This window comes from Mesorhizobium sp. M1088, from assembly GCF_040318575.1.
Lineage (GTDB): Bacteria > Pseudomonadota > Alphaproteobacteria > Rhizobiales > Rhizobiaceae > Mesorhizobium.
This window is the reverse complement of record NZ_JAMYMO010000013.1, coordinates 107,600-134,096: the sequence shown is the minus strand read 5'-3', so window position 1 is coordinate 134,096 and position 26,497 is coordinate 107,600. Positions and strand designations below refer to the sequence as shown.

Genomic DNA, 26,497 nt, shown 5'->3' with positions numbered 1-26,497 from the left:
AAGACATGCACACGAATTCGAGCAGGCGCCAACTTGTGAAATCCGGTCTGGCGCTGACGATCGCGCTGTTGACAGGACTTGGCACGTTGGCCTCGTCAACTCAGGCAAACGCGGCCGACAACCCCTACAACCTCATCGACCCGACGGTGATCAGCGTCGGAACCATGGGCGATGCGAAACCCTATGTCTTCACCGACGCCAACGGTAACTTCACTGGCTTCGACGCCGAACTCTTCCGTGATGTGGCGCGCCGGCTCGGGTTCAAGGAGGAGCAGATCGTTTTCACCGGCCAGGAATTCTCGGCGCTGCTGCCCTCCGTTGCCAACGGCCGCTTCGACGTCGCTGTCGCCGCCATCGGCACAACGGCGCAGCGCAAGAAGAGCGTGGATTTTGGCGACGGCTATCTCGCCGGCTACCTGTCGATCATTTCGGCGGATCCGGCACTGACGAGCAATGAGAGCACCGCCGGAAAGCGCATCGGCGTGATCCAGGGAACGCTGCAGGAAATCTATGCCGAGAAGAACCTCAAGGGCGACATTGTCAAATTTCCCGACAACAACACTGCGGTGGCGGCGCTGAATAACGGGACGATTGATGGCCATTTCACTGACTATGAGTCCGCCAAGCAGTATGTGGAGCGCTACAAGAACCTGAAGATAACAATGAACGTGCCGTCCTTCGATGCGCCGGCCGGGTTCGTGGTCAAGAAAGGCAACGATGCCTTCCGCGTGGCGCTCAACAAGGCGTTGCGCAAGGCCATGGACGATGGCACCTGGAAACGGCTGCATGAGAAATGGTTCCCGGGCACTCCGATGCCGGATCAATATCTGCCCAAGAAGTGAATTCGCGCGTATTCATTTTCGTTTCCGGCCGGGCCCGTCAGCAACGGTGCCCGGCCGAGTTATAGATGGACTTGATATGAGCTGGTTCGATACCTTCGCCCGCAGCTTCCTTGATTTCCAGGCGATGGCAGAAGTTCTGCCAAACATGGTGATGGTCGGCCTCAAGAACACTTTGATCCTGGCCCTTGCCTCGACGTTTTTCGGGACGCTGATCGGTATCGTCCTCGCAGTCATGGGAATTTCAGAGAACCGGCCGCTGAAACTCCTTGCCCGAGTCTACACCGATATCTTCCGTGGGCTTCCTGCCATTGTCACAATCCTGATCATTGGCCAAGGCTTCGCGCGGTTGGGCCGAGATCTGTTCGGTCCATCGCCTTATCCGCTGGGCATTCTGGCGCTCAGCCTGATCGCCGGAGCCTACATCGGGGAGATTTTCCGCGCCGGCATTCAGAGCGTCGAGCGGGGTCAGATCGACGCCACGCGCACTCTCGGTATGACGTATGGCCAAGGCATGCGCCTGGTGGTGATCCCGCAAGGCATCCGTCGCGTCCTGCCTGCACTGGTCAACCAGTTCATCGGCAATGTCAAAGACTCCAGCCTGGTCTATTTCCTTGGTCTGCTCGCCTCCGAACGCGAACTGTTCCGCGTCGGCCAGGACCAGGCTGTGCTGACCGGCAACTTGTCGCCGCTATTGCTGGCCGGAGTGTTCTATCTCGTGATCACGGTGCCGCTGACCCATCTCGTCAACTACATCGACGCGCGCATGCGCGTCGGCAAACGAATAACCGCCGTGCAGAGTGGCCTCCAAGAGGTCGCCGAGCTTGCCGAAGCCGTCGTGCCGGGAACAGCGACGTTGCCTGCAGCAGCGCCCACACGCTTCAAGGGTGGCGGCATCGAGGTCAAAAATATCGACATGGCCTACGGCGCCGTCCAGGTGCTGCATGACGTCGGTCTGAAAGTGGAGCCCGGGACCGTCACCTGCCTCATCGGTCCGTCCGGATCGGGCAAGTCGACCTTGCTGCGCTGCCTCAACCGTCTCGTAGAATGCCGAGCCGGTGACATTCTGCTCGACGGCGAAAGCATCTACAAGCAGACCCCTGACCAACTCCGGCGGCGCGTGGGCATGGTTTTCCAGCAGTTCAATCTGTTCCCCGACCGTAGCGCGCTCGCCAACATCACCTTGGCGCTGCGCAAAGTTAAACGCATGTCGCGCGAGGAGGCTAATGACGCGGCCTTGGCGAGGCTAAATGAAGTCGGACTGCTGGAGCGCAAGGACCATCGGCCGGCCAATCTCTCGGGCGGGCAACAGCAGCGGGTGGCCATCGCGCGTGCGCTCGCCCTCGAACCCGAAATTATGCTGTTCGACGAAGTCACCAGCGCCCTCGATCCAGAATTGGTCAAAGGTGTCCTGAACTTGATGGCCGACCTCGGGCGGGGCGGGATGACGATGGTGGTCGTTACACACGAGATGAATTTCGCTCGCAAGGTCGCGAACCAGGTCGTGTTCATGGACGAGGGGCGGATCGTCGAGGCAGGCCGGCCAGAAGACCTATTCGACAATCCGCAGAGCCCGCGTCTTCGACGCTTTCTGTCGGAGGTGCTGTAATTCAAATGGTGTGCGCAGCGGCGGGTTCTGCGGTGTTCGGCCTTGCGGGGCGTGCCTAACTGCCGCTAGTTCGTCGCCACGACGTTGCATGGTCGGCGGGACTTGCTGGGTGACTCAAAGATCCAAAAACGCAACTATCATCGAAGTCGCTCGCCGGGCTGGAGTGAGCTCTGCCACGGCTGGGCGCGTGCTTGGTGACTACGGGTACAGCAGCCCTGAGGTCCAGGAGAAGGTGCGCGCCGCGGCATCTGCGCTGGGTTATCGGCCCAATCGCCTGGCCAAAGGCCTGATCACCGGTAAGACCCAGACTATCGGCGTTGTCGTAGGCGACATCGAAAGCCCATTCTATGCAAGCGTGCTGCGCGGAATAGGGGACGTCGCGCGCCGTGGCGGCTTCGGGGTTATCGTTACGAATAGTGACGAAAATGCCGAACTCGAGCGAGAGGCGGTGCAGCTGCTGTTGGAAAAGCAGGTCGATGGTTTAGTCGTCTCATCGACCTTCTTGGACAAGCCGGATCATCTTCGTGACGCAGTCGCGGCCGGCTGTCCCGTCGTGCAGTTCGACCGCATCGTGGCGGGCATGGAAACCGATTCGGTCGTGGTCGATAACGTTTCTGTAACGCGTAGCAGCATAGCGGCGATCATCGCCGCCGGACACAGCCGCATCGGAATATTGGCGGAACTCGGGCCGGACCAACGCGATGATGTTGGTTCCTTTGTGACAAACGCTGATCTCTCCAGCTCCGACGTTCGCTACCATCATCCAAGCTGGCAACGGTTGTTGGGTTATCTCGAAGCCCATCGCGCTGCGGGCATTTCGCCGGATCCACAGTTGATCCGCCGCGTGGCGGTCTATTCCAGCGAGGCAGCCCGAAAGGAGGCACTCGATCTGCTGACAATGCGCAATGCGCCGTCCGCCCTGTTTACCGCCGACGGTGTGATGTCGACAGGCGTTCTGGAGGCGACATCCGCACTGAAGCTTGCGATTCCGGGAGAGGTTTCGCTGCTTTGCTTCGACGATCTCGACTGGATGCAGTTCGTGGCCCAAGGTATCACAGCCATCGCGCAGCCGGCGCATCTGATCGGGGCGACGGCAGCCGAGCTTCTCTTGAAGAGGCTGGCTGGCGACACCGCACCGTTTGAACACCGTGTCCTCGCGGCTCGCCTGGTGAACCGTAATTCGATTGCGGTTCATCTCAACCGCAACGCCCCTGATCCGGCCGCGACGGTGTAGCTGGAGCCGAATTGCCGCGCCTCTTTGTGTCGAGGTCGTCCCATGCAACGGCTGAATGATAGCTCAAGCGTATTGCTGGGTAGGACTTTCGTCGCTTGCGATGCCCAGCGTGAGCTGCGCCAGAAATCGGGCGAGCCCATCCGGGTCCCGAACCTAATCACGTGCGGTCGCAGTAGTATGGCTTGGTCGTTGAACGCAAAGGCTGCCCGATTTCGTTCCGCGATGGGTACAATTATAGATCAAGCAAAATGTCGCCTTGTGGGCGGCTGCAGCACGCCAGGATGTAGCCTGCCGATTTATCCTCCAAGGTCAGTCCGCCTAGGTCATCCATGACGACTTCGCCAGACAGCTTGGCGATCCGGCACGTACCGCAAACTCCCTGCTGGCAAGCGGTTGGGACATAGACGCCACATTGGCGCGCCGCTTCCAGCAGGGTCTCTCCGGGCGCGCAATGATATGCAAGGCCGGAGCGGGCGAAGCGGACCGAAGACGAAACCTTTGAATCCGATGGCGAACGCGAAATGTTGCCGCCCCCGAAGCTCTCCTCATGATACTGTGAAGGGGCGAGCCCGATTGCATCGAGGCAGCTGCGTGCAGCCTTCATGTAGGATTCCGGCCCACAGGCAAAAATCGTGCGGCTATGGAGATCGGGAACCAAAGTCAGGAGCATCTCACTGTTAATTCGCCCGGTTGGACCCGTCCAGGCCGGGTCTCCATGACTGCAAATGCAAGTCACATGAACATTGGGAAAGCGAGCGGCAAGTGCGTCCAGTTCGAGCCGAAAAATGATGTCGTCCGGCGTTCTCGCACTATGAATGAAGTGGATATCCTGGTTTGCTGCGCGGTCGGTAAATGCCCGCAGCATCGACATGACGGGAGCTATCCCGCTGCCACCTGAAAGGAAGAGGGACTTTGCATGCGGCAGATCGTCGAGATTGAACGAGCCGAGCGGCCCTTCGATCTCGATCCCATCGCCCGGCTTCAAATTGTCATGGAGCCAATTCGAAACGAGCCCGCCCGGCGTCCGTTTCACGGTGATCTGCAGGTCGAGCGGACGCGTCGGCGGTGACGAAACAGAGTAGGAGCGTGTCACCGCGGCCCCCTCGATCCTCAGGTGCACCACAACATATTGGCCAGCGCTGAAGCAGAGCATCCGATCTGAAGCGGGTGTGAGAACGAATGTTTTCACATCGTGCGTCTCGTCGATCACGCGCCGGCAGAGCACAAGCTGCGGCGTGGGCTGTGCCCACTGCCGGTGAAGCTTTGTTGGGGCGAAGCCGGGGGCTCCTAAGGCCGCGTGTGCGTTCATTATTCAACTCGGGTTTGAAGTCGAGCCAAGATGCCACTTCAAAACGCGCTGAACAGCCGCGCAATCCTACCTTTATGATCGGTAATTTCGATTAAACTTCCAGGGACATTACAGCCACCTGGAGAGCTCGGATGCCCTTGCGAATAATGGGTTCGTGTTTGCGGCGCGCAAGGATCGCGGTGTGGACTGGCTGGTGCAGCGTCGGCGCTCCCTCGACGAGGAACGATGGGAGCTCGGCCGTGAACCGGCGCGCATCGTCGCTGCGCATGTAGCAGGTGCCGCCCGTTCGTCGCAGCATGATCTCCGCCAGAGTTTCCGATCCCGTCGAAAGCCGACAGATCGCAAGCTCGGCCAGCAGCTCTGCGTGCGTCTTTTCCAGCACCGCGGTGTAGCCTGGGCGAATGTAGGTTTCAGGGTCGACATCAGACAGCGTTCTGGCAGCCGTCGAAACCATCACATATTCCTCGACCATCAGATGCTCGTAGGCGATCTCAGGCAGGTAGCGAGGCGCATAAAGCACGGCAATATCGAGATTTCCCATGCTTAGGTCGCTGACCATCTGGTTCGAATAGTCCGACTCGACATGGATCGAGGATTTTGGAAGCGCCTGGCACAGTGTCTCGACCCATCCCGGCAGGACCGAACGGGTCATCCCCACCTGTGCGGCGATGCGCAACGTGCCCTCGAAACGGTTGAACGCTCGCACATCGTGTCGAGCTTGCGACCACGTCGACAGCAAGGATCTGGCATAGGCTTCGAACCGCCGCCCGGCGGCTGTCGGCTCAGCGCCGGCGCGCCCGCGCAGAAAGAGCTCGGACCCGATCGCGCTCTCCAGATTCTTGATGCGGGTGCTGATCGTCGACTGGGTCAACCCCAGCCGGTCGGCGGTACGATTGAAATTTCGCGACTCGATGATGTCGAGAAAGGTTTCGATGTGATCTAGCTGCACATGACCTCCGATCGAAAAAGTCGATCATATTGCGCAGGATCATAAGCTTGATCAAACAATACTCAAGGCGGAAGCTGCACGCGGTGAAATCGGCCGGCAGATCGTCCAGGCTGAAGCTACGGAGCTGAGCAACGTGTTCATAGTCGACTGCGATTGTCACAATTACTGGTCGAGCGCGACTGTATTGGAGCCTTACCTTTCCGGCCTATGGAAGGACATGTTCGTTGAAGGCGAGAAGACAGGTCCCGTTGGCGCCTTCCCGCATGGCCATCGTCCCTGGTTTCATCCGCAGGACTTCTCACGCAAGGACGTCCGTCCGAAAACAGAAGCCGACAACTATCTCATCATGAAGGAAAAACACCTCGACAAGTACAAGGTCGACGTGGCGATCCTGACCGGCGATGAGCCGATCGAGGCTTCCACCCTCGCCAATCCCTATTATGCCAGCGCCCTCGTCAGCGCCTACAATGACTATCAGATCGACCAATGGCTGCCGAAGGACGATCGCTTCATGGGCTCGATCATCGTCGCGCCACAGGATCCGAAGCTCGCGGCCGCCGAGATACGCCGTCTGGGCAATCACCCGCGCATGGTTCAGGTTCTCGCTTCGCAAGGCTCCGTCAAGCCCTATGGCGATCTGTTTTACCATCCAATTTATGAGGCTTGCGCCGAGGTGGGGCTGCCCTTTGCCATTCATCTGGGCGGCCATGGCGGCGTGAATTCGACCGCGATTGCTCCGGCCCCGACGACATTCTTCTGGGAGACCCATGCCATCCTGCACATGTCGGCCATTTCGCATGTCGCAAGCATGATTGCGCATGGCGTCTTCGAAAAATGGCCGGACCTCTACTTCGTGGTCATCGAATGCGGCGTCGCCTGGGTGCCATCGGTATTGTGGCGCCTGGACGCCGACTACAAAGCCCTACGCAAAGAGACGCCATGGCTAAAGATGCTGCCGTCCGAATATTGCCGGCGCAACATCCGCTTTTCCACGCAGCCGCTGGAGCAGCCCGCAAATATTCAGCATCTCTGGTCCACTCTCGAGGCGATGGACGGCGAAAATACGCTGATGTTTGCCTCCGACTATCCGCATTGGGACTATGACGATGCCAACACGCTGCAAATCCCTCCTGCCTGGAAGAGCAAGATCATGGGGCTGAATGCGCTGGAGGTTTACAAGCGCATCCCGCGCGCGCAAGCGGCGAATGCTGCCTGAGGAAGCAGACGATGCCCGAGAAGACATACATCTGTAGAGTCGACGAGATCGAAACCGGATCTCCCTTCATCGCCAAGATCCGCAGCCTTTCGGTCGGCGTTTTTCGCATCGGAGATTCATTCCACGCGCTGCTGAATGTTTGTCCGCACCGCGGCGCTCCCCTTTGCGAGGGGCCGCAATGTGGAACAACTGCACCGGTCGAAGAGGCGCAGTTCATCTATCACCGCCAAAACGAGATCGTGCGCTGCGCCTGGCATGGCTGGGAATTTGATATCAAATCGGGCGCGGCCCTGGTCGATCCGTCCGTTCGCGCGCGCACATTTCCAGTAACGGTCGAGGCGGGCAGCATCTATGTGACGGCCTGATTGAGGTACGGATTCGAAAAGTAGCAGAAATGATTATCGCGGCTAACGGGTAGATTTCTTAACAGGGTGCGTGACGAACAATAACGCGGAAAATCCGCAATGGGAGAGTCAAATGTCAGAATCTGGATACAAGCTTGCTATCGCTCAAAGCCTGATCGGTCGCGGCAAGATTTCCCGTCGCGACTTCATTCATCTTGGGCTGGCCGCTGGGCTGACGGTCACCGCTGCGGATAAGCTCTTCGTCAGCACGGCCCGGGCCGAACCGCTGCAGGGCGGCTTCGCCAAGCTCGGAATGGCACATGGCGCGACGACGGATTCGATCGATCCGGCCGGCTACCCGGACACCTTCACACAGACAGCGTTCTCGGGCTCGATGTCCAACAGCCTCACCGAGGTCGACGCCAAAGGCAACGTCCAACCGGACCTTGCCGAGAGCTTTGAATCGTCCGATGGCGCCAAAAGCTGGGTCTTCAAGCTTCGCAAGGGCGCAACCTTCCACAACGGCAAGAATGTGACGGCGGACGATGTCGTGACTTCGCTTCGCTATCATATGGGCGACGAAACTAAGTCGGCGGCGAAGCCGCTGCTTGAGCCCGTCGCCAGCATTAAGGCGGATGGCCCCGAAACGGTTGTCTTCACGCTGAAAAGCGGCAACGCCGACTTCCCCTACATCATGAGTGACTACCATCTGGTCATCATGCCGGCCAAGGACGGCAAGGCGGATTGGGGATCGGGCGTTCGCACCGGCGCTTTCGTGCTTGAGAATTTCCAGCCCGGCGTTTCGGCCAAACTCAAGCGCAATCCGAACTACTTCAAGAACGGCAAACCCTATCTCGACGAGGTGGAGTTCATCGCCATCACCGATCTCGCCGCTCGCATGGCCGCGCTATCGACGGGGGAGGTGGACTATATTGGCCGCGCCGACCTTAAGACCCTCGGCATGTTGAAACGCAACCCCAAGGTGGAGATCGTCGAGGTCACCGGCTATGGCCATTACACCTTGCCGATGAATGTCACGATGGCGCCGTTCGATAATCCGGATGTCCGGATGGCCTTAAAGTGGGCGATCAACCGTCAGGAGATCGTCGACAAGATCTTTCTCGGTCACGCCACTGTGGCCAATGACAACCCGATCGCGCCGGCGATTAAATTCGCCACGAATCCGCAGCCGCAGCACAGTTTCGATCCGGAGAAAGCCAAGCACTATCTGAAAAAGGCTGGAATGGAGAAACTGAAGGTGGACCTCTCGGTCGCCGATGCCGCTTTTGCAGGCGCGGTGGACGCGGCTGCGCTGATCCGCGAGACGGCAGCCCAGTGCGGTATCGACGTAAACGTCGTGCGCGAGGCCGAGGACGCCTATTGGGACAATGTCTGGCTCAAGAAACCTTGGTGCGCTTCCTATTGGAGTGGTCGCGCCACGGCCGACTGGATGTTCACGCAAGCCTTCGCCGCCGATTCCAGCTGGAACGAGTCGTTCTGGAAAAATCCCCGCTTCAACGAGTTGCTTGTCCAGGCGCGCGCCGAGACGGATGAGGCCAAGCGGGCGGCAATGTATGCCGAGATGCAGCAACTGACGCATGATGATGGCGGCAGCATCGTGCTGGTCTTCAACAACTTCGTCAGCGCCAAATCCAATAAGCTCGCACATGGCGAAGTGGCGCCGAACTGGGAGAACGACGGACTGAAGATGGCCGAACGCTGGTGGATCGCCACTGCGTGAGAGAGCGGGCCGGACCCGCGATGGCTACTGGGCTTCGGCTTGCAGCCGCGTGCCCTGCCGGCAGGGCAGCGACGGCAACGGGAAACGCGAGCAAATGAACCCGGTCGCAAGAACGGTTCTGCAGCGCCTTGGCCTCGGCCTGGTCACGCTGTTCATCGTCTCCATCATTATCTTCTCTGCGATTGCAATGCTGCCGGGCGACTTCGCCAAGGCGATGCTCGGACAATCCGCGACACCCGAAACGGTCGCCGCCTTCCAGCGAGAAATTGGCATCGACCGTCCGCCTGTCGAGCGTTATTTCGTCTGGGTCGGGCAGATGCTCCACGGGGATTTCGGCTCTTCGTTCGCAAGCCGCACCGGATATCGGCGCACCGTCGCAGAGATCATCGCGCCGCGCCTTTACAATACGATGTTCCTCGCATCGATGACCGCGCTGATCGCAGTTCCGCTCGCCTTGGGACTGGGCATCCTCGCTGCGCTCCACCGCAATGGCTGGTTCGACCGGGTGGTCAACGCAGTGACGCTGACAACCATTTCGTTCCCGGAGTTCTTCGTCGCCTATATGCTTGCCTACCTGGTCATCTCGCGCGACACATTCATCGGCTCCGAGTTCGCACAATCCCTGCCGCACTGGCTTGCAGTGTCACTGAACTGGATACTTAACGCAGTTCCCAAGTTCCCGACATTGTCGAACGTGAACGACCAGACGCCGTTCTGGGATCAGGTCTGGAGAGTAGCCTTGCCGGCGACCACGCTTACGCTCGTCATCGTCGCACACATGATGCGCATGACACGAGCGGCGATCATCAACATGCTTGCAAGCCCCTATATCGACATGGCGCGTCTCAAGGGAGTCTCGCCGATGGCCATCGTACTCAGGCATGCCTTGCCCAACGCATGGGCTCCGATCGTCACGGTGGTGGCCTTCAATCTTGCTTATCTCGTCGTCGGAGTGGTCGTCGTCGAAGTGGTGTTCGTCTATCCCGGCATCGGTCAGCTGATGGTCGACGCGGTCAAATCAAGGGATGTTCCGGTTGTCCAGGCTTGCGCCTTGATTTTCGCGGCGACCTATATCCTCCTTAATCTGACCGCCGACATCATTTCCATCGCCACCAATCCCAGGCTCTTGCATCCACGATGACCAGCTACGAACCCATCGCGCAGGTTCACAGGCTGAGGCGCTCGCGCGCCACCCGGGCCAAAACGGCGCTGAGGAAGGCACCCTTCAGTGCCTGGTTCGGCATCCTCGTGATCATTGGCTATGTCGTCGTTGCGGTCTTCGCGCACTGGATCGCCCCATACGGCGAAACACAGGTCTTCAGCGAGGCCTTCGCACCGTGGAGCAAGCAGTTCAAATTGGGAACCGACCAGCTCGGCCGCGATATGCTCACACGCTTGATTTACGGTGCGCGCAACACCATCGGTATAGCCGTCGCGACTACATTGCTGTCCTTCGCAGTCGGCGTCTCGCTAGGCCTTCTTGCCGCGTTGTATAGAGGATGGCTCGACCAGATACTGTCGCGTGCGGTGGACGTCTTGATGTCGATCCCAAGCCTTATCTTCGCCCTGGTGCTGCTTTCGATCTTCGGCTCGTCGATCACAAGCCTGATAATCATCATTGCGCTGCTCGATTCTACCCGTGTCTTTCGGCTCGCACGCGCCGTCGGGCTTAACGTGGCGGTAATGGACTATGTCGAAGTGGCGCGATTGCGCGGCGAAGGCCCGAAATGGATCATCGCCAAGGAAATCCTTCCCAACGTGATGCCGCCGCTGGTCGCGGAGTTCGGCTTGCGATTTTGCTTCGTATTCCTCACGATCGCGGCACTGTCCTTCCTGGGGGTCGGTATTCAGCCACCGACCGCCGATTGGGGATCGATGGTGCGCGAGAATGCGACCCTGATCACCTACGGCGACGTCACGCCGCTGCTGCCGGCCGGCGCGATTGCCCTCCTCACGGTCTCTGTGAATTTCGTCGTGGACTGGTTCCTGAATGCAACAAGCGGGTTGCGGGATGAAAAATAGCGCTCCCGGATTGCGCGAAAAAGGCAAGGATCTGCTTCAGATCCGCAATCTGCATGTGGAGGGTTTCTCGGACGAGCGGTGGTATCCCATTGTCCGCGGGGTCGATCTGGCGCTGAAGCGGGGGGATGTTCTTGGCCTGATCGGCGAGTCAGGCGCCGGCAAATCCACCATTGGCCTCGCGGCGATGGGTTACGCCAAGCCGGGCTGCCGTATTACACAGGGCTCGATCCTGTTCGACGGGATCAATCTTCTGGCACTAAGCGAAACAGGGCGGCGTCGCCTCAGAGGCTCCCGTATCGCCTATGTCGCGCAAAGCGCGGCGGCCTCTTTCAATCCGGCCCATCGACTCCTCGATCAGACTGTCGAAACCGTGGTGGCGCATGGGATTGCCAGCCGAGAGAAAGCGAACCGGAGTGCGGTCGATCTTTATCGGCGTCTTCAGCTTCCAGATCCGGAGACCATTGGCTTTCGCTATCCTCACCAGGTTTCCGGCGGACAATTGCAACGGGCGATGACCGCGATGGCGATGGCTTGCCGTCCGGACCTCATCGTCTTCGACGAGCCAACGACGGCGCTCGATGTGACAACGCAGGTCGAAGTTCTCGCCTCCATTCGCAACATCGTGGAGGAGTTCAACACCGCTGCAATCTATGTGACGCATGATCTGGCGGTGGTGGCGCAAATGGCGGACCGCATCATGGTTTTGCGCCATGGACTAACCGTGGAGGAGGCAGAAACGCGCCAGATGCTCGCCTCGCCCACCCAGGAATATACCAAGACGCTCTGGGCCGTGCGCAAGCTCGCCAAGCCCGAAGTTCCGGCCGATGAATATTTGCTTACGATAGACAACGTCACCGCGGCCTACGGCCGGGCGGTTAAGGTGCTCCAGGATGTCTCGATCAAAGTTCCACGCGGAAGAACAGTGGCTGTGGTCGGCGAGTCCGGTTCCGGGAAATCGACGCTCGCTCGCGTCGTTACCGGCCTGCTGCCCCCGCTTTCGGGGTCGATTTCCTTTGCCGGCCAGGCCCTTTCCAAGACCGTGAAGTTGCGCCCAAAAGAGATCCTGCGACGCATACAGATGATTTATCAAATGCCCGACAACGCCCTAAATCCGCGCCAGACGGTCGAAGAAGTTATAGCTCGTCCGCTTGAATTCTACCTTGGCCTCAAGGGTGCACAACGGGATCGGCGGATCGGCGAACTCATGCACATGGTCGAGATGAGCGAAACTTACCTGGATCGTCTGCCGGCCGAACTGTCGGGAGGCCAGAAGCAGCGCGTTTGCATCGCCCGGGCGTTGGCCGCCGATCCGGAGCTGATAATCTGCGACGAGATCACGTCCGCGCTCGACCAGATTGTGCAAGAGGAAATCCTGAAGCTCTTGATCCGGCTTCAGCGCGAGCTCGGCATGACCTACATTTTCATCACCCATGACATTGCCACCGTGCGGGCGATCGCCGACGAAATTGTGGTCATGCACCAGGGTAAAGTCGTTGAGCAGGGATTAAAGAGCGAAATTCTCACGCCGCCGCATGCCCCCTATACCGAACGGCTTCTGTCCTCCGTGCCGGAAATGGATCCGGATTGGCTGACAAGGCTGCTCGCCAGCCGGACGATGTGATCGTCGGGGACAGTGTTCTTCCATATCGCCACGGTTTACAGTCTCGCGGAAGGCGCTCGGCGAGACCGCGCTCGGTCGCAAACGGACAGCGCGCGTCGCCCCGTCCATACGAGGATAGGCGCCCTTTGCCGTCACTCGGTTTTCTGAGAGCATGATGGAGTACGCGCAATCCGGGAGCCGATACTCTATGCCAACAGAAATCGATGCTAGTGTAGCGCCGGTGGTTTGCCGAAGACCTGCGTGTCGCATCACCTGTCTTGCACAATCCTGCGGTCATCGAGGCCTTCGCAAAGGTTCCGCGCGAACACTACTTTGGCAACGGGCCATGGCGTATCCATTCGAGATTGCAAATCGGGGCGGTCCATACCAGCCCTTCAGCCGCACTTCATGAGATCTACCACGACGTTCTGGTCTTGCTTGACGAAAAACGCGGACTGAACAGCGGCTTGCCGTCGCTTTGGGCATTGGTTTTCGACCATCTGAACATCACTCCCGGCCAGACCGTCCTTCAGGTGGGCGCCGGTGTCGGCTATTTCACCGCCATCCTCGCTGAACTGACGGGTTCTGAAGGACGCGTGATTGCATATGAGATCGACGAAGAACTAGCTCGGCGCGCGCAAGGCAATCTCGCTCATTATGCGCACGTCGAAGTGACGTGCGGTGATGCAACGCAGGCAATTGATCTGCCAGACCTCGATGTCGTGATCGCCTTTGCCGGAGTGACGCACGTGCCGGAACGGTGGCTTTCAAATTTGTCCGACGCTGGCCGGATGGCATTGCCGTTCACGGGTGAAGACCGACGAGGTTTCATGATGCTTCTGGAAAGGGCTGGCGATACGTTTCCCGTACGATCACTTGTGCCATGCGGATTTTACCCTTGCAGCGGAGCCAGGCGCAGTGACGAAGAAAAGGCCTTGATGGTCGCCCTCAAAGCTGCGCGAGGCAAGGTCACCGGTCTCGCACAGTACCATCGAGGCCGACCAGCAAATGGTCTCGAGACCGCTTGGCTGGTGAACCGACACGTACTGGATTTCGAAAGCCTAGAGATCAATGTCGATCTTGCGTGTCACCGTCGTAGCGTGCGGCACGGCTTTCCAAGAGCGGTCTGTGCCGGCGGGAGCAGTCCGAAACACTCATTGTTGCGTCCGCAATTTCCCCGATCCGCGCGTGGGGATTGCAGCCGCGGTCCTGGCCGGCTGCAACACAGCCGTCTTCTTACGCGAACTATCCTGCGCAGCACGATCCGCCGTCGAGACGTCTCCGACCAGCGCCGCAAGTTCAGTCTCATCGAGCGTCTCGGTCTCGAGCAGCCTGCGTGCCGCCCTTTCCAGCACGTCGCGCCGGGAGGTGAGCAGGCTGACGCTTCGTTCGAACGCGGCCTCCACAATGTCGCGCACTTCTGCGTCGATGGCATCGGCGGCGGCTTCGCCGTAATCGTGCTCGCGCGGTCCGCCGGCGAGCGGGTTGGGGCTCAGGAAGGAGCGTGGGTCCTTTTCCAGCGCCACGTGGCCGAGTTTTGCCGACATGCCGTAACGCGTCACCATGGCGCGCGCTATGTCGGTTACCTTGGCGAGATCATCGGCGGCTCCGGTGGACAGATGGCCGAATACGATCCATTCGGCCGCCCTGCCGCCGAGCAGCACTGCCATCTTGTTGTCCAGCTCCTCGCGCGTCATCAGGAAGCGGTCCTCGGTCGGACGCTGGATAGTGTAGCCGAGCGCGCCGACGCCGCGTGGTATGATCGACACCTTGTGCACCGGGTCGACGCCAGGCAGGGCCATGGCTACCAGCGCATGACCCATTTCATGGTAGGCGACGATCTCGCGCTCCTTCGGGTTCAGGAGCCGGTTGCGCTTCTCCAGTCCCGCGACGATGCGCTCCACCGCGTTGTTGAAATCTCCCATCATTACCGCATCCGCCTTGCGGCGCGTGGCGAGCAACGTCGCCTCGTTCACGAGATTGGCCAGGTCAGCACCGGTGAAACCGGGCGTCAGCGCCGCCACCTTTTCCGCATCGACATCCGTCGCCAGCTTGGCCTTGCTCATGTGAACCTGCAGGATCTTGATGCGACCCTGCTTGTCGGGCCGGTCGACCAATACCTGGCGGTCGAAACGGCCGGCGCGCAGAAGTGCCGGATCAAGGATCTCAGGACGGTTCGTCGCGGCCAGCAGCACGACGCCGATCTGTGGATCGAAACCGTCGAGTTCGACCAGAAGCTGGTTGAGCGTCTGCTCCTTTTCGTCGTGACCGCCGACCATGGTCCCGCGGGCGCGGCCAAGAGCGTCGAGCTCGTCGATGAATATGATTGCGGGAGCCTTGGACCGCGCCTGCTCGAAAAGATCGCGCACGCGCGCGGCCCCGACCCCCACGAACATCTCGACGAACTCCGAACCGGAAATCGAGAAGAACGGGACCTTGGCTTCGCCGGCGACGGCCTTGGCGAGCAGAGTCTTGCCCGTCCCCGGCGGTCCGACCAGCAGCACGCCTTTGGGCATGCGGCCTCCGAGGCGGCGGTATTCGCCCGGGTTCTTGAGAAAATCCACAATCTCCTGCAGCTCGGCCTTGGCTTCATCGACCCCCGCCACATCGTCGAACGTCACCCCGGTATTGGCTTCAACATAGACCCTGGCCTTGCTCCTGCCAATTTGCATCAAACCTCCGACACCGCCGTCCATGCGTCTTAGAAGCAGCATCCACAGGCCAAAGAAGACGAGCACCGGCACAACCCAGGACAGCAGGTCGCTCAGGAAAGTGCTCTCGACCTGGCCGGTCACAGTGACACCGTGCTCCTGCAGGTCGCGGGCGAGGTTCGGCTCGACGCGTGTGGTGATGAACAGCGGCCTGCCGTCTTGCGGCTCCTTGAAGCGGCCCTGGATGAAGCGGTCCGAAACCTGCACCTCGGCGATTTTGCCGGCGTTCAACAGGGTCTCGAATTGGCTGTACGGAATCTGGGCGACGTGCTGCGTCGTGGCATAGATATACTGGACGACCATCACGCCCACGAACGCCGCGATCCAGTACCAGATATTGAACTGCGTCTTTCTGTTCCTCACGTCCATGGCGGCCTCCACAGGGAAACGGATATAGGTCCCCCAGCCCGCGCGGCATCGGTGCAGGCCGGGTCCGGCGCAAAAAAGTGGGAGGCCCCAGACCGGCCGGCGACGATAGTGGGTCAGTCATTGTCCTTCCTGTGCGGCAGGCCCGGCGAATTTGTCAGCCGTTTTCCTCCGCCGGATAGACTCCTTTCAATACGTCGTTGAAATGATGGCTGACCGCCGCATTGCACTCGCAGGCAAGGGAACGCAGCCCGTCAGCATTGCGCACCGCAAGCCGGGCGCGCCGCGTCTCGATGACGCCGCGCTGCCGCAGGTCGCGGATGACTCGGCTCAGATAGCTGCGGCCGACGCCTAGCATTGTCGCAAGCTGTTCCTGCGTCACACCCAGTTCCTGTGCCCCCGTCCGTTCTGTCGCCGCCACCAGCCATCTTGCAGTGCGCTGTTCAATCGAATGCGCTGCGCTGCAGGCGACGGATTGGAACACCTGCGCCATCAGGCAATCGGCGTAACGGGCGAACAGGTGATGCAATGTCAAGGAACGCAATTTGGCTTCTTCGAGATGGTGCAGGTCGATCCTGAAGAATACCCCTCCAAGCTGAACTTCGGCCCGCGCATACGCCGGCAGTCTGCCTTGGCTGACGATGCCGCCTACCGCTCCTTCACGACCGATCAGCGCAGTCTCTATCGCTCGCCCGTCGCTCAGCACGACAAGATAGGAGACCAGTGCCGATCCGCAAGGAAAGTAAGCGAAGCGGACCGTATCGCCTGGTTCGTGCAGCAGTGTCCCGGCGGACGCCCACCATTGTTCGAGTCCTGGGTGCAGGATCTCCCAGTCGTCCGCCCTGAGTGCCCGAAGCAGGTTGTTTCCAATCGGCTCCGATTGTTTTTGCAGGTTCTCCATCGCACTCCTCTTTTCAAATGGGACGTCTACAACGCCAAATGTGGAGAAATGTTCACAAGTGCGCAGACGAACCAGGCACAGCTATCTACAAAGACATAAGGGGCGCTGATCCAGGCCTCACCGAGCGCGAGCCGTGGTGCATCGGCTTCCAGGCAGACCGACTTCTGCTGAGGGAAGAAAAATGCCGGCGACTGGATTCCGTGGCGTGGCGCCTCGTGCACGCCGAAAACTGCAACTCCCTGCAGCAAGGCGTGAACATGAGCGTCAATGATCGGTCCAATCCAGGGGCCAACGGCCTGCTTCGACTCTATGTCGCCGGCGATGCGCCGGGCGCCCGGCGGGCGCTGGAAAGCCGTCTGAGGATAGTGGAGGAGTTGGCCGGCCGTGTCGAAATCCAGGTCGTCGACGTCCTCGCCCATCCTGAAGAGGCTGAAAGGGCCGGCATTCTAGCGACGCCGGCGCTCTCGGATGAGTCAACCACCCCTCCACGCCGGCTGATTGGCGACATCGGCAACATCGCTCAGGTTCTCGACTATTTCGGTTATCGCAAGAAGGACAGTGGCTATGACCACAGCTGAAGAGATCCTCATCGATCCTGTGCTCGAACGCGTCAGGACCGGTATCGAGGCTTTCGACGATCTTGTGATGGGCGGCCTGCCGCGCGGGCGCACCACCATCGTCGGAGGCACGCCGGGCAGTGGCAAGACTGTATTTGCAACGCAGTTTCTGGCCCATGGCATCACCGTGCTCGACGAGCCAGGCGTCTTCGTCACGTTCGAGGAATCGCCGCTCGAGATCGAGGTCAACATGGCCAGCTTCGGCTGGGACATCCGCCGTTGGCGCGAGACGAACAAGTTGGTTTTCGTCGACGCCAGCCCGCGTGACCACGACCAGATGATTATCGGCAATTTCGATTTGTCAGGCTTGCTAGCGCGTGTCCTGTACGCTGCGCGAAACGCCGCGGCGAAGCGCATTGTGCTGGATTCGGTCACCCAGCTCTTCGACCACTTCGTCGCGGAGCAGACATCGGTGCGTCGGGAGCTCCTTCGCATCGCGACAGCGCTAAAGAGGGATGGTTTGACGGTGCTGATGACCGCCGAACGCAACAGCGAGTATGGCGAGATCTCCCGCCACCGGATCGAGGAGTTCGTTGCCGACAACGTCGTAATCCTGCGCAACGCGCTCGACCGCGAGCGGCGCAGGCGCACGATCGAAGTTCTCAAGATGCGGGGCAGCCGCCACGTCGAGGGCGAGGTGCCGATCACGCTCATGGTGAAGCAAGGCATAGTGGCAGTGCCACTGTCTTCATTGCGGCTTGAGCAGCAATCCAGCACCAAGCGGGTGACGAGCGGCAATCCGGAACTCGACAGGATGTGTGGCGGTGGATTCTTCCGCGACAGCGTCACCCTCGTCAGCGGTGCGACGGGCACCGGAAAGACGCTGCTGGTGACCAACTTTCTGGCAGGCGGCGCAGCGGCTGGCGAACGTGCCTTGCTGGTCGGCTACGAAGAGAGCCGCGGCCAGCTGTTCCGCAATGCGCGCGGCTGGGGCGTCGATTTCGAGGGCATGGAGGCGGATGGCCGGCTGAAGGTCGTTTGCATTTACCCGGAAGCGCAGAACTTGCCGGATCACCTGTTGATGATTCGCGAACTCGTTGAGGAGTTCAAACCTGACCGGATCGCTATCGACAGCCTGTCGGCATTGGAACGGATCGCACCAGAGACCGGTTTCCGGGAATTCCTGATCAGCCTCACTTCCTTCATCAAGAAACACGAGATCGCTGGCCTTTGCACAGCCACCAACAAATCGCTCGTCGGCGGCCAGAGTGCCAGCGAACAGCATATTTCAACCCTCACGGACTCGATCATCCTGTTGCGGTACATCCAGGAAGGGGATTTCATGCATCGGGGGATCATGGTGCTGAAAATGCGCGGCAGCGAGCATGACAAGCAGATTCGGCGCTTCACAATCGACAGCGCCGGGATGCATCTCGGTCAGCCCTTCGATGGCGCGCCCGACGTGTTCGGCGCTCCGCCGCGTCCTTGGCGTGAGGAGCGTTGAGATGGCGCGCGCCGCAGCCGAAATCTTCGACCAATACGGCGAGGCAAGTCTGACGGGCATCAGCCAGTTCGATTTTCGACGGCTGATCGAAACCACGGCCGACGGGGTTCTCGTCGTGGATCTGACGGGAACGGTGCTTTATGCAAATCCGGCGGCGGCCGCGATCTTCGGTTGTCCGGCTGCCGATCTCGTCCAGATTCCCCTCGGGCGACCGGTCATATCGGGTGAAACCACGGAAATCACCGTCCACAGACCCAATCGAGCACCAGCCGAAGTGGAAATGCGGACGGTCGAGCTTAGCTGGGATGGTAGGCCGGCGCTGCTTGCCAGTCTTCGCGACGTCTCCGCGCAACGCGCGCAGCAGGAGCGTCGACGTCAATCACAAAAGCTCGAGGCGATCGGCCGGCTCGCCGCCGGCATCGTTCACGACATCAACAATCTGCTCGCGGTGTTCGAATCGGGGCTACGACTGCTTCAGAAGCAGCTGCGCCAGGATCCTGCCAATCCGAACACGGCGATTCTGATTGAAGAGTTGCTGAAACGAACGCAAAACTGCGGTGCGCTCACGCAGCAATTGCTCGCGTTCTCTCGCGGACAGTCGCTGTATCCGGAGAGAATCGACCTGAATGGACGAGTCAAAGCCGTCACGATGCTGCTGGAGCGGACGCTGGGGAACGGGATCGGCATTAGCCTTGAGCTGGATCCGGCACTTGGCCCTGTCCTCGTCGACGCCAATCAGCTGGACGTCGCCATCCTGAACCTGGCTGTGAATGCCAAGGACGCGATGGCCGGCAGGGGCACGCTGGCGATTGAGACCAGCGATACTCCAGGCGACATCGAAGACGTGCCCGCTCTGGCTGCCTCTTTCGTTCGGGTCACGGTCCGCGATACGGGGTGCGGGATGAGCAAGGAGGTCCTGGCCCAGGTGTTCGAGCCGTTCTTTACCACCAAGGCGGATGGCCAGGGGACCGGACTTGGGCTTAGCCAGGTTTACGGCTTCATCAAGCAGTCTGGAGGGCATGTTCGGATCGAGAGTGCAGTCGGCGAGGGAACAAGCGTTCATCTCTTTCTTCCCCGCGCGCCAAGCACGGGAAATGACGAGCTGCAGGGCGAGATCCGGCTCAATACACGTCGGTGAAAAAGCGGCCTGTGTTTCGGCTGCCGATGTGCCTGGCCGCAACGCCTGCAACGGCAGACCCCATCGAAGACGGTTGAAAAAAGCGGGCCCGGAAATCCAGGCCCGCCGGAGAGACTGGTCAGGCCGTTGAAACCGGACGGTCGCCGAAGAACCAGAGGTTTCCGGCAGCCAAGGCCGCCACGATGACGCCCACAATCACATGCGCCCACATGGCGGCAGCCAGAGCCGAAAAACCGAGGACCCAAGGCGAGATCAGCGTCCATAGCCCAACCACCAGGTTTGCCCATTCCTCATAGGCATGGAACGCAACCAGTGCACCCACGGCGATCAGGGCGATCACCGCACCGGCGATCCAGGCGTTCCAGGCCGCATGGGGTTCAGCCGCAAAGCCGAGAAACCAAGGCGACAGAACCAGCGCTATGCCGGCGATCACATTGAGGATGTCGATCACCGGACGTGTTTCAGATTTCAGCCATTTCTCCATTGTTCATCCTCCTTTCCTGACATGGTCAGTGCACCGCCCTCTGAGCGAAGGCGGGTGCGGCGGCCAGGGATTGCCCTTCGCCACCGCGAAGCTTTCTTCGTCGGCCGGGCCGAACCCGGCGATCGCGCGGAACCGAACCCGCCAGAACGAAGGGCTTGACTCGTCGGGCTGGAACCGGTTGCCGGCGATCTCACGCAGGCGAGTTCGACGGCCACAGTCACTTTGTCGGACAGGCGAGGCTCGGCGCCCCGGCTGAGTGCACGAGCCCGTCTCACCGCGGCGACAGCCAGTGCGAAACGGTTCGGCACGGTATTTTCACAATCGAACACAATGAGCGGATCCATAGCGTCACCTCACATTGCCTTCTGCTTCTGTTCAGGAATGGAGACGGTCAGGTTCGCTGCCGTCATCCAGGGTTCCAATGCGACCAGCGCCTGTTCCACTTCGTCGAGCCGCGTCGGACGCGCGTTCTCCGGCATCCCCTCGGCCGTTGCGAGATCGACCAGATACTCATTCCACGCCCAGTTGCGCAGGATGGCGCGTTTCTCGTCGGCGGTCAGAAGAGGGTCGACGACCACATCCATCGGCGATGCAAAAAGTGCCTCCGAGTCCGCCAGAGCCGCTCGATAATGCGACGCCTGCGAAACAGCGCCATAGCTGGTCTGCAGCAAAGTCAACTGGAGGCGGTTCAAGACAACGTCTGCGCCGGCCTGCAGCCGCTTGTCCGCATCAGAAGATTCGACGGACTTTTCGGCCGCCGGGCTTCCTTGAACCTCGTAGGCAAGCCCCTGCCGTTCGGCATAGTCGATGGCCGCCTGAGCCGTCGGAAAATCGAGCTCCACCTGGGTCAGCGTGTCACCACTTCCGGTGTAGCCCATCAGCGGTTCAATGACCGGCGCAGTACGCCGCTCGAACACCAGCCGCCAGACCTTCGGCCGCGCACGGCCGGAGGTCATGACTGAGCGGCAAGGCTTGTAGATCCGTGCGACCGCATCACTCGGGAACTCGGATCTGCCGAACAGCGGCGCTCGCCCGCGGTTGTCGTTTGCCAGTTCGAGATTTTCTACGACTGGTGTGACTTCTCTTTCTTGCTTCTGCATCACTCATCCCTCCCATTTTGGCGAAGGATGCGCCGGAGGCAGCGGCCTGCCGCCTCCGACTTGCTCCATGCGTCAGTGGGTGATCGGGATGCGCTTCACCTTCGACTGCGCGTTCGGGTTCTTCGGCAGCGTCAGGGTCAGGACGCCATTGGCAAAGGACGCCTTGACCTTGTCGTCCTCGACCTCGTAGCCAAGGGGTATGCGCCGCTCGAAGCGACCATAGAAGCGCTCGGAATAGTCCTTCTCGTCGGTCTCCGACTGCTTTTCGCCACGCAGGGTCAGCACGTCTTCGTCGAGCAGAACTTCGATGTCCTTCTCTTCCATGCCGGGGACCTCGGCGGTGACGCGAAGCTCATTATCCGACTCCGAGATCTCCACCTTCGGCCAGCCGCTCTCGAAAGGCGAAAGCTGCCCCGCAGCAGGCAAGCGCGTCTCGAAGCTCCTCAACATATCGTCAAAGAGCCGGTTTACCTCGCGGTGAAGCGAAAGGAACGGGTCGCCACCGCTATAGATGCTCGGGGCCTGGTTGTTGTTGCGGCCCCACGGGATAAGGTCACGCATGTTCATTGTCATTCACCTCCACGTTCAACCGCGCGGCACCGGACGATTGCCGGTGCCTGTCGCTTCTGGTTCACGCTGACTTCAGGCTGCGTTCTTTTCGGCCTCGATCTGCCGCGGTGCTGCCTTTGCCGTGCTGCCGGCGATGGCGATCCGGCGCGGCTTCATCTCTTCGGGAAGCTCGCGCTTGAGATCGATGTTCAGCAGCCCATTGTCCAGGCTGGCGCCAACGACCTTCACATGGTCGGCCAGTTCGAACCGACGCTCGAAGGCGGGCCCGGCTATGCCGCGATAGAGATACTGGCCGTCATCGTCGCCAGATTGCGACCCGCTCACAACCAACAGGTTAGGCTGATGAGTGATGGTCAGCTGATCCCGCGAGAAGCCGGCGACCGCCATGGTGATGCGATAGGCGTCCTCACCAGTCTTGGCGATGTCATAGGGCGGCCAATTGTCTATCGCAGTGATACGGCTCGCATTCTCCAGCATGTTGAAAATTCGGTCGAAGCCGATGCTGGACCGGAACAGGGGGGTAAAATCGAGGTTTGTCCTCATAGCCACATCCTCCTTTGAGCAACATGGATACAAGGAGACGCCAAGAGAGCCTTGACGCCTCCTGGACCTGCGCCGGCCCCATCTGGCGACCGGCGATTAATTATTTATAACAGTGCTTTACGTGTTCAAGGGGGGCTATAGGAAAATTTTCAGCCAGACGACTGGTCGCTAAGAACACGTCTATCCCGCCCGCCGGCCAATCCTGGCCGGCGGGCGGATGCCTCGGATGAAGAGCGTGGCTGCGCTCCACTCAAAGTCGATCGACGGATGCTGTAAAACCGGTGACCGCAATACTTTCGATCTCACGACCGTGACCGGCGCCGGGAAGCTTCTCCAATTGATCCAATTGGCGCAACGCGTCCATGATGGCATCGAAGCTGACCGGTTCGGTTGCTCCCGGCGGCATGCGCAGCGCCGGCACCGATTCCACTGCACAGGCGTCCGATGCCCAGGACGAAAGGATTGCACGCTTCTCCTGGACGTCCAGCGTCACGTCAGCCAGCACGTCCTGAGGTCGCTCGAAATGCCGTGCTGGATGGAGCAACCGGTCAAGAAAAACATCAGGCCCCTCGGGCCCGATTGGGGGAAAACTCGTCGAAATGGCTCCTTCCATCGATGGTCCTCCGCTTTGAATAGTCTCCTCTGTTGATGTCATCTTTGGTGGCTCTCGCGATTTCTACCAGCTGAAATTTTGGAGAGTTTCGACCAAATTTCAATGGCCCCGCAACGCCACATTTCTCGCGGTTCAGCCCACCATCAACATTTTTTCGAACCGGTGAAACAATCGGCGTGAGTGTCAGTTCTTGCGTCTGGCACAACTCACGCAGCAGCGCCAGGGCGGTCGGGCAGGAGAACCAATCATGTCTTACATTTCCAGGAAGCGACTGTGCAGGGGCCTCTTCGCAGGAATCTTGATGCTCTCGGCTGGCGGCTTTGCTCCGGTTTCAGCACAGGAAATCCCGAACGACTTCAGCGCAATCGTGCGTCAGAAGCTGCCGGCCGTGGTCGCTATCACGACGAGGCAGATCATCCAGGACCAAACGATGCTCGACGATTTTCTCAATCCCTTCGATGGCCGCGGGCCAGTCCAGCCGCAGGTGCGAGAAGCTCTTGGCTCCGGCTTCGTGGTCAGCCCCGAGGGCTACATCGTCACCAACAATCATGTCGTGGCCGACTCCACCGAAATCCACGTCGTATTCTCCGATAAGGAGACGTCGCCCGCGCGACTGGTGGGCCGCGATCCAGCAACCGACATCGCGGTGCTGAAGGTCGATCCACGCCCCAGCATGACGACCACCGCCTGGGGTGACTCTGACGCAATGCAGCCGGGTGCCTGGACGATCGCGATTGGCAGTCCCTTCGGGCTCGGGGGAACGGTGACCGTCGGCGTGCTTTCCGCCCGCTCGCGCGACATCCAGGCCGGCCCTTACGACGATTTCCTCCAGACAGACGCCTCGATCAACAGAGGCAATTCCGGCGGCCCCCTGTTTAACGCGCGAGGCGAAGTGATCGGGGTCAACACGGCCATCGTCTCGCCGTCGGGCGGCAGCATAGGCATCGGTTTCGCCGTGCCGTCCCGAACCGCACGGAGCGTCGCCGATCAGCTGATCCGCACCGGCCGGATCGAGCGCGGCTTCATCGGAGTGCGTCTCCAGGAGGTGACGCCGTCGCTTGCCCAGGCGCTTGGCATATCGAGCACCAAGGGAGCGCTGGTCGCCTCGGTCGAGCCCGGCAGTCCGGCGGAGAAGGCCGGCTTGCAATCGGGGGATGTGATCACCCGGTTCAACGACAAGGACATTCAGGGCGTCCATGACCTGACGCTGGCGGCAGCGAACGAAAAGCCAGGGTCGAAAGCCACGCTGACAAGGAACCGCGGCGGCTCTCAGCAGGAGGTGGAACTGACCGTCGGTCAACGCAAGGACGAGGAGGTACAGACCGGTGCCGTTCCGAGTCCGGAAGCGGCGGACCAACGCCTCGGGCTGTCGCTCAGCCCCATTCCGGACGAAGCGCGCCAGCAACTGGGTCTGCAGCCGGGTACCACCGGCGTGTTTATCCAGGAAGTGGCGCCGAACAGCCCCGCCGCCGAGAACGGCCTTCGGCCTGGCGACGTCATCGTCTCGGCCAACACCCGCAACGTGACGCAGCCGTCGGATATCCAGCAAGAGTGGACGAAATCCCGTCAGCAGAAAAAGCCCATCCTGTTCCGCATCGAAAGGCAAGGACAATCGCTTTTCGTTGCAGTGGCTGCCTCCTGACGTGCTGCGTCAGGCGACGCGCACAGACGAAGAAATGACCTTTGATGTGCCGCCCTCAAGGCTGTCCTGGCAAGGTCGCGGTTTCGCGCTCTATCATCGAGGCCGCCCAGCAAATGACCGCGAGAATGCTTGCTGATGAGGGACACATGCTGGAACTCGAAAGCCTGGCGATCGATGTCAATCTCGCGTGTCGCCGCCGTAGGGCGTGGCACGCATTGAAGGGCGTTCCACGAAGGATCTATACCATTGTTCCAGTCGTGGCCTTCGCTGCAGGAAGTCGGGCAGTCCGCGGAATTCCAGCCAGCTTGGACAAGTGGCGAGCGCGATGTCGCCGACATGGAGCGGCGGGTCGAATTCGACCTCGCTTTCCACAAAGTCATAGGAGTGATCGCCGACGGAGGGCTCTCGATACTGGACTTCACTTCGCTTTCTCTTCTCGATCAGCGCGTTCGGTGCTGTTCTCAGGCATGGTCGGCGACACTCCGTGGGCAGGTCTGAACCAGGCCGAAGCCGACTGCCGATTTTTCCGATCGAATATGCGATGATCTGGTAGCAGGAGCGCGCTGCCGCCTTTGCCATACTCACCGGAGTACCAGTTTCGGGCTTCGCTGCTGCGGCTGAACGAACGGAGCCTACCCCGGACCTTCGCGCGCCGATTTTTTAGTAGCTTCCCGCGAGCGACAACCCACTGGCGCGCTCGCATAACAGGGCAAGCAATTCGCTGCGCCGCGCTTCTGGCGTGTCGACGGGCAACACGAAACAAAGCGTCTTGTTGATGGCTCCGTTGCCGTCGCGGATCGGCGCGGCCATGCACCAGGTGAAGCGGTCGGCCAGAGCGGCGGTCTCGCTGAAACCTTGCTGGCGCGCCAGAGCGACATCGTCGAAGAACTCGGCTGGCGCAATGACGCGGCCGTCGGGAAGCGTGTAGTCGCCAGGCGGAATGAAGTCCCGTATTTCCTGCTCGCTCATATGGCCGAGCAGCAGCCTACCGGACGCCGTCCACGGTATCGGCACCTCGACGCCTACATCGCTTGAAATCCGGAACGGGCCAGGCGAGTCCCGGCAATCAAGGACGACATATTTGGTCCCGCGCAGGCCGCACAGTTGGACGGTCTCGCCCGTCTCCGCGCCAAGTCTGTCCAGGGTTTCGATGATGCGCCGGTAATGGGCATTATGATGTGAGTAGGCCCAGCCGAACAGATGCATCGCCTTTCCGAAATAGACGTAGCCTTCCGTCCCGACATTTTCGAGCATTTCGGCTTCCAGCAGGCTGTTGACGATTTCATAAGTGGTTGAACGCGGCGCGCCGATCATCTTGGCGATGTCGCCGACGCGCATCGGCGCGCGGTGCCGCAGAAGGGCCTCGAGTAGCATGATGACGCGGTCGATCCCGCGACGCCGTTCGCCATTGCGCGGCTCGGCGCCGGTTTCCGTTTCAATTAGACCAGTGACGCCATCGCTCATGTAGGCCGCACCCGCGCAAAAATCATTCGGCCCTCGTCTCA

At 60.3% G+C, this 26,497-nt stretch carries 25 protein-coding genes and 1 pseudogene; 14 read left to right on the top strand and 12 right to left on the bottom strand.

What is annotated here, in order from left to right; translation table 11 throughout:
• Window positions 1-5 precede the first annotated feature (5 nt).
• The 3 genes from NKH49_RS18140 to NKH49_RS18130 all read left to right on the top strand — a co-directional run bounded on the left by NKH49_RS18140 (window position 6) and on the right by NKH49_RS18130 (window position 3,682).
• Window positions 6-842 (top strand): ABC transporter substrate-binding protein, encoded by an 837-nt coding sequence (locus NKH49_RS18140; RefSeq protein WP_352927103.1) that lies wholly within the window; start codon window positions 6-8, stop codon window positions 840-842.
• Window positions 843-918: 76 nt separating this feature from the next.
• Entirely contained in the window at window positions 919-2,448 is a 1,530-nt protein-coding gene (locus NKH49_RS18135) for an amino acid ABC transporter permease/ATP-binding protein (protein ID WP_352851186.1), read from the top strand.
• Window positions 2,449-2,536: 88 nt separating this feature from the next.
• Window positions 2,537-3,682 carry a LacI family DNA-binding transcriptional regulator gene (locus tag NKH49_RS18130; RefSeq protein ID WP_352614842.1) on the top strand — a complete coding sequence of 382 codons (1,146 nt, stop codon included), beginning with the start codon at window positions 2,537-2,539 and terminating at the stop codon, window positions 3,680-3,682.
• A gap of 232 nt (window positions 3,683-3,914) precedes the next feature.
• On the opposite strand, the gene NKH49_RS18125 is transcribed toward NKH49_RS18130, so the two are convergent.
• Both NKH49_RS18125 and NKH49_RS18120 read right to left on the bottom strand, forming a co-directional pair.
• Window positions 3,915-4,991: an FAD-binding oxidoreductase gene (locus NKH49_RS18125; protein WP_352927100.1), complete on the bottom strand. Its 1,077-nt coding sequence runs from the start codon at window positions 4,989-4,991 to the stop codon at window positions 3,915-3,917.
• Window positions 4,992-5,082: 91 nt separating this feature from the next.
• On the bottom strand, window positions 5,083-5,940 hold the full coding sequence (locus tag NKH49_RS18120; protein WP_352503720.1) for a LysR family transcriptional regulator: 858 nt from the start codon (window positions 5,938-5,940) through the stop codon (window positions 5,083-5,085).
• Between the two features lie 133 nt (window positions 5,941-6,073).
• On the opposite strand from NKH49_RS18120, the gene NKH49_RS18115 reads away from it, so the two are divergent.
• From NKH49_RS18115 to NKH49_RS18085, 7 genes and pseudogenes are all read left to right on the top strand, one after another.
• Entirely contained in the window at window positions 6,074-7,156 is a 1,083-nt protein-coding gene (locus NKH49_RS18115) for an amidohydrolase family protein (RefSeq protein ID WP_352927097.1), read from the top strand.
• Window positions 7,157-7,167: 11 nt separating this feature from the next.
• Window positions 7,168-7,521, top strand: a complete 354-nt coding sequence (locus NKH49_RS18110; protein WP_352503722.1) for a Rieske (2Fe-2S) protein — start codon at window positions 7,168-7,170, stop codon at window positions 7,519-7,521.
• A 112-nt stretch (window positions 7,522-7,633) separates the two neighbouring features.
• Window positions 7,634-9,241: an ABC transporter substrate-binding protein gene (locus NKH49_RS18105; protein WP_352927093.1), complete on the top strand. Its 1,608-nt coding sequence runs from the start codon at window positions 7,634-7,636 to the stop codon at window positions 9,239-9,241.
• A gap of 94 nt (window positions 9,242-9,335) precedes the next feature.
• Window positions 9,336-10,382, top strand: coding sequence for an ABC transporter permease (locus tag NKH49_RS18100; RefSeq protein ID WP_352921390.1), 1,047 nt, complete (start codon window positions 9,336-9,338; stop codon window positions 10,380-10,382).
• On the top strand, window positions 10,379-11,263 hold the full coding sequence (locus tag NKH49_RS18095; protein WP_352874089.1) for an ABC transporter permease: 885 nt from the start codon (window positions 10,379-10,381) through the stop codon (window positions 11,261-11,263). Before NKH49_RS18100 ends, NKH49_RS18095 begins: the two co-directional genes overlap by 4 nt.
• Complete coding sequence (locus NKH49_RS18090; RefSeq protein WP_352921388.1) at window positions 11,253-12,884, top strand: ABC transporter ATP-binding protein; 1,632 nt, start codon at window positions 11,253-11,255, stop codon at window positions 12,882-12,884. The genes NKH49_RS18095 and NKH49_RS18090 overlap by 11 nt, the downstream gene beginning before the upstream one ends.
• A 257-nt stretch (window positions 12,885-13,141) precedes the next feature.
• Window positions 13,142-13,753, top strand: a pseudogene (locus tag NKH49_RS18085) (protein-L-isoaspartate O-methyltransferase family protein); the annotation flags it as partial.
• A gap of 264 nt (window positions 13,754-14,017) precedes the next feature.
• On the opposite strand, the gene ftsH reads toward NKH49_RS18085, so the two are convergent.
• A complete protein-coding gene (ftsH, locus tag NKH49_RS18080; protein ID WP_352927090.1) occupies window positions 14,018-15,943 on the bottom strand; it encodes an ATP-dependent zinc metalloprotease FtsH in 1,926 nt (641 codons plus the stop codon).
• A gap of 154 nt (window positions 15,944-16,097) precedes the next feature.
• Entirely contained in the window at window positions 16,098-16,841 is a 744-nt protein-coding gene (locus NKH49_RS18075) for a Crp/Fnr family transcriptional regulator (RefSeq protein WP_352927087.1), read from the bottom strand.
• A 257-nt stretch (window positions 16,842-17,098) separates the two neighbouring features.
• Here NKH49_RS18075 and NKH49_RS18070 point away from each other — a divergent pair, with 257 nt between their 5' ends.
• From NKH49_RS18070 to NKH49_RS18060, 3 genes are read left to right on the top strand one after another with little or no spacing between them, the layout of a single operon-like run.
• Complete coding sequence (locus NKH49_RS18070) at window positions 17,099-17,419, top strand: circadian clock KaiB family protein (protein ID WP_352927084.1); 321 nt, start codon at window positions 17,099-17,101, stop codon at window positions 17,417-17,419.
• The gene (gene kaiC, locus NKH49_RS18065; protein WP_352927081.1) at window positions 17,406-18,902 is read left to right on the top strand and encodes a circadian clock protein KaiC; all 1,497 of its coding nucleotides are present in this window, start codon (window positions 17,406-17,408) and stop codon (window positions 18,900-18,902) included. Before NKH49_RS18070 ends, kaiC begins: the two co-directional genes overlap by 14 nt.
• Window position 18,903: 1 nt before the next feature.
• Window positions 18,904-20,040 carry a two-component system sensor histidine kinase NtrB gene (locus NKH49_RS18060; protein ID WP_352927078.1) on the top strand — a complete coding sequence of 379 codons (1,137 nt, stop codon included), beginning with the start codon at window positions 18,904-18,906 and terminating at the stop codon, window positions 20,038-20,040.
• Window positions 20,041-20,158: 118 nt separating this feature from the next.
• Here the strand turns inward: NKH49_RS18060 and NKH49_RS18055 are convergent, their stop codons facing one another.
• The 6 genes from NKH49_RS18055 to NKH49_RS18030 form a co-directional block, all read right to left on the bottom strand.
• Complete coding sequence (locus tag NKH49_RS18055) at window positions 20,159-20,524, bottom strand: SPW repeat protein (RefSeq protein WP_352706440.1); 366 nt, start codon at window positions 20,522-20,524, stop codon at window positions 20,159-20,161.
• Window positions 20,509-20,868: a DNA-directed RNA polymerase subunit omega gene (rpoZ, locus tag NKH49_RS18050; protein ID WP_352706441.1), complete on the bottom strand. Its 360-nt coding sequence runs from the start codon at window positions 20,866-20,868 to the stop codon at window positions 20,509-20,511. Before rpoZ ends, NKH49_RS18055 begins: the two co-directional genes overlap by 16 nt.
• A 9-nt stretch (window positions 20,869-20,877) precedes the next feature.
• Window positions 20,878-21,624 carry an ETC complex I subunit gene (locus tag NKH49_RS18045; RefSeq protein ID WP_352706444.1) on the bottom strand — a complete coding sequence of 249 codons (747 nt, stop codon included), beginning with the start codon at window positions 21,622-21,624 and terminating at the stop codon, window positions 20,878-20,880.
• A gap of 72 nt (window positions 21,625-21,696) precedes the next feature.
• The gene (locus NKH49_RS18040) at window positions 21,697-22,191 is read right to left on the bottom strand and encodes an Hsp20/alpha crystallin family protein (RefSeq protein WP_352832974.1); all 495 of its coding nucleotides are present in this window, start codon (window positions 22,189-22,191) and stop codon (window positions 21,697-21,699) included.
• 75 nt (window positions 22,192-22,266) lie between these two features.
• A complete protein-coding gene (locus tag NKH49_RS18035; protein WP_352706446.1) occupies window positions 22,267-22,737 on the bottom strand; it encodes an Hsp20 family protein in 471 nt (156 codons plus the stop codon).
• A gap of 250 nt (window positions 22,738-22,987) precedes the next feature.
• Window positions 22,988-23,350: a hypothetical protein gene (locus NKH49_RS18030; RefSeq protein WP_352832968.1), complete on the bottom strand. Its 363-nt coding sequence runs from the start codon at window positions 23,348-23,350 to the stop codon at window positions 22,988-22,990.
• Between the two features lie 301 nt (window positions 23,351-23,651).
• On the opposite strand from NKH49_RS18030, the gene NKH49_RS18025 reads away from it, so the two are divergent.
• Entirely contained in the window at window positions 23,652-24,992 is a 1,341-nt protein-coding gene (locus NKH49_RS18025; RefSeq protein WP_352927072.1) for a Do family serine endopeptidase, read from the top strand.
• Window positions 24,993-25,169: 177 nt separating this feature from the next.
• Here NKH49_RS18025 and NKH49_RS18020 read toward each other — a convergent pair whose 3' ends face one another.
• Both NKH49_RS18020 and NKH49_RS18015 read right to left on the bottom strand, forming a co-directional pair.
• Entirely contained in the window at window positions 25,170-25,571 is a 402-nt protein-coding gene (locus tag NKH49_RS18020) for a glutathione S-transferase family protein (RefSeq protein WP_352927069.1), read from the bottom strand.
• Window positions 25,572-25,652: 81 nt separating this feature from the next.
• On the bottom strand, window positions 25,653-26,456 hold the full coding sequence (locus tag NKH49_RS18015) for an IclR family transcriptional regulator (protein WP_352927066.1): 804 nt from the start codon (window positions 26,454-26,456) through the stop codon (window positions 25,653-25,655).
• Window positions 26,457-26,497: the final 41 nt, after the last annotated feature.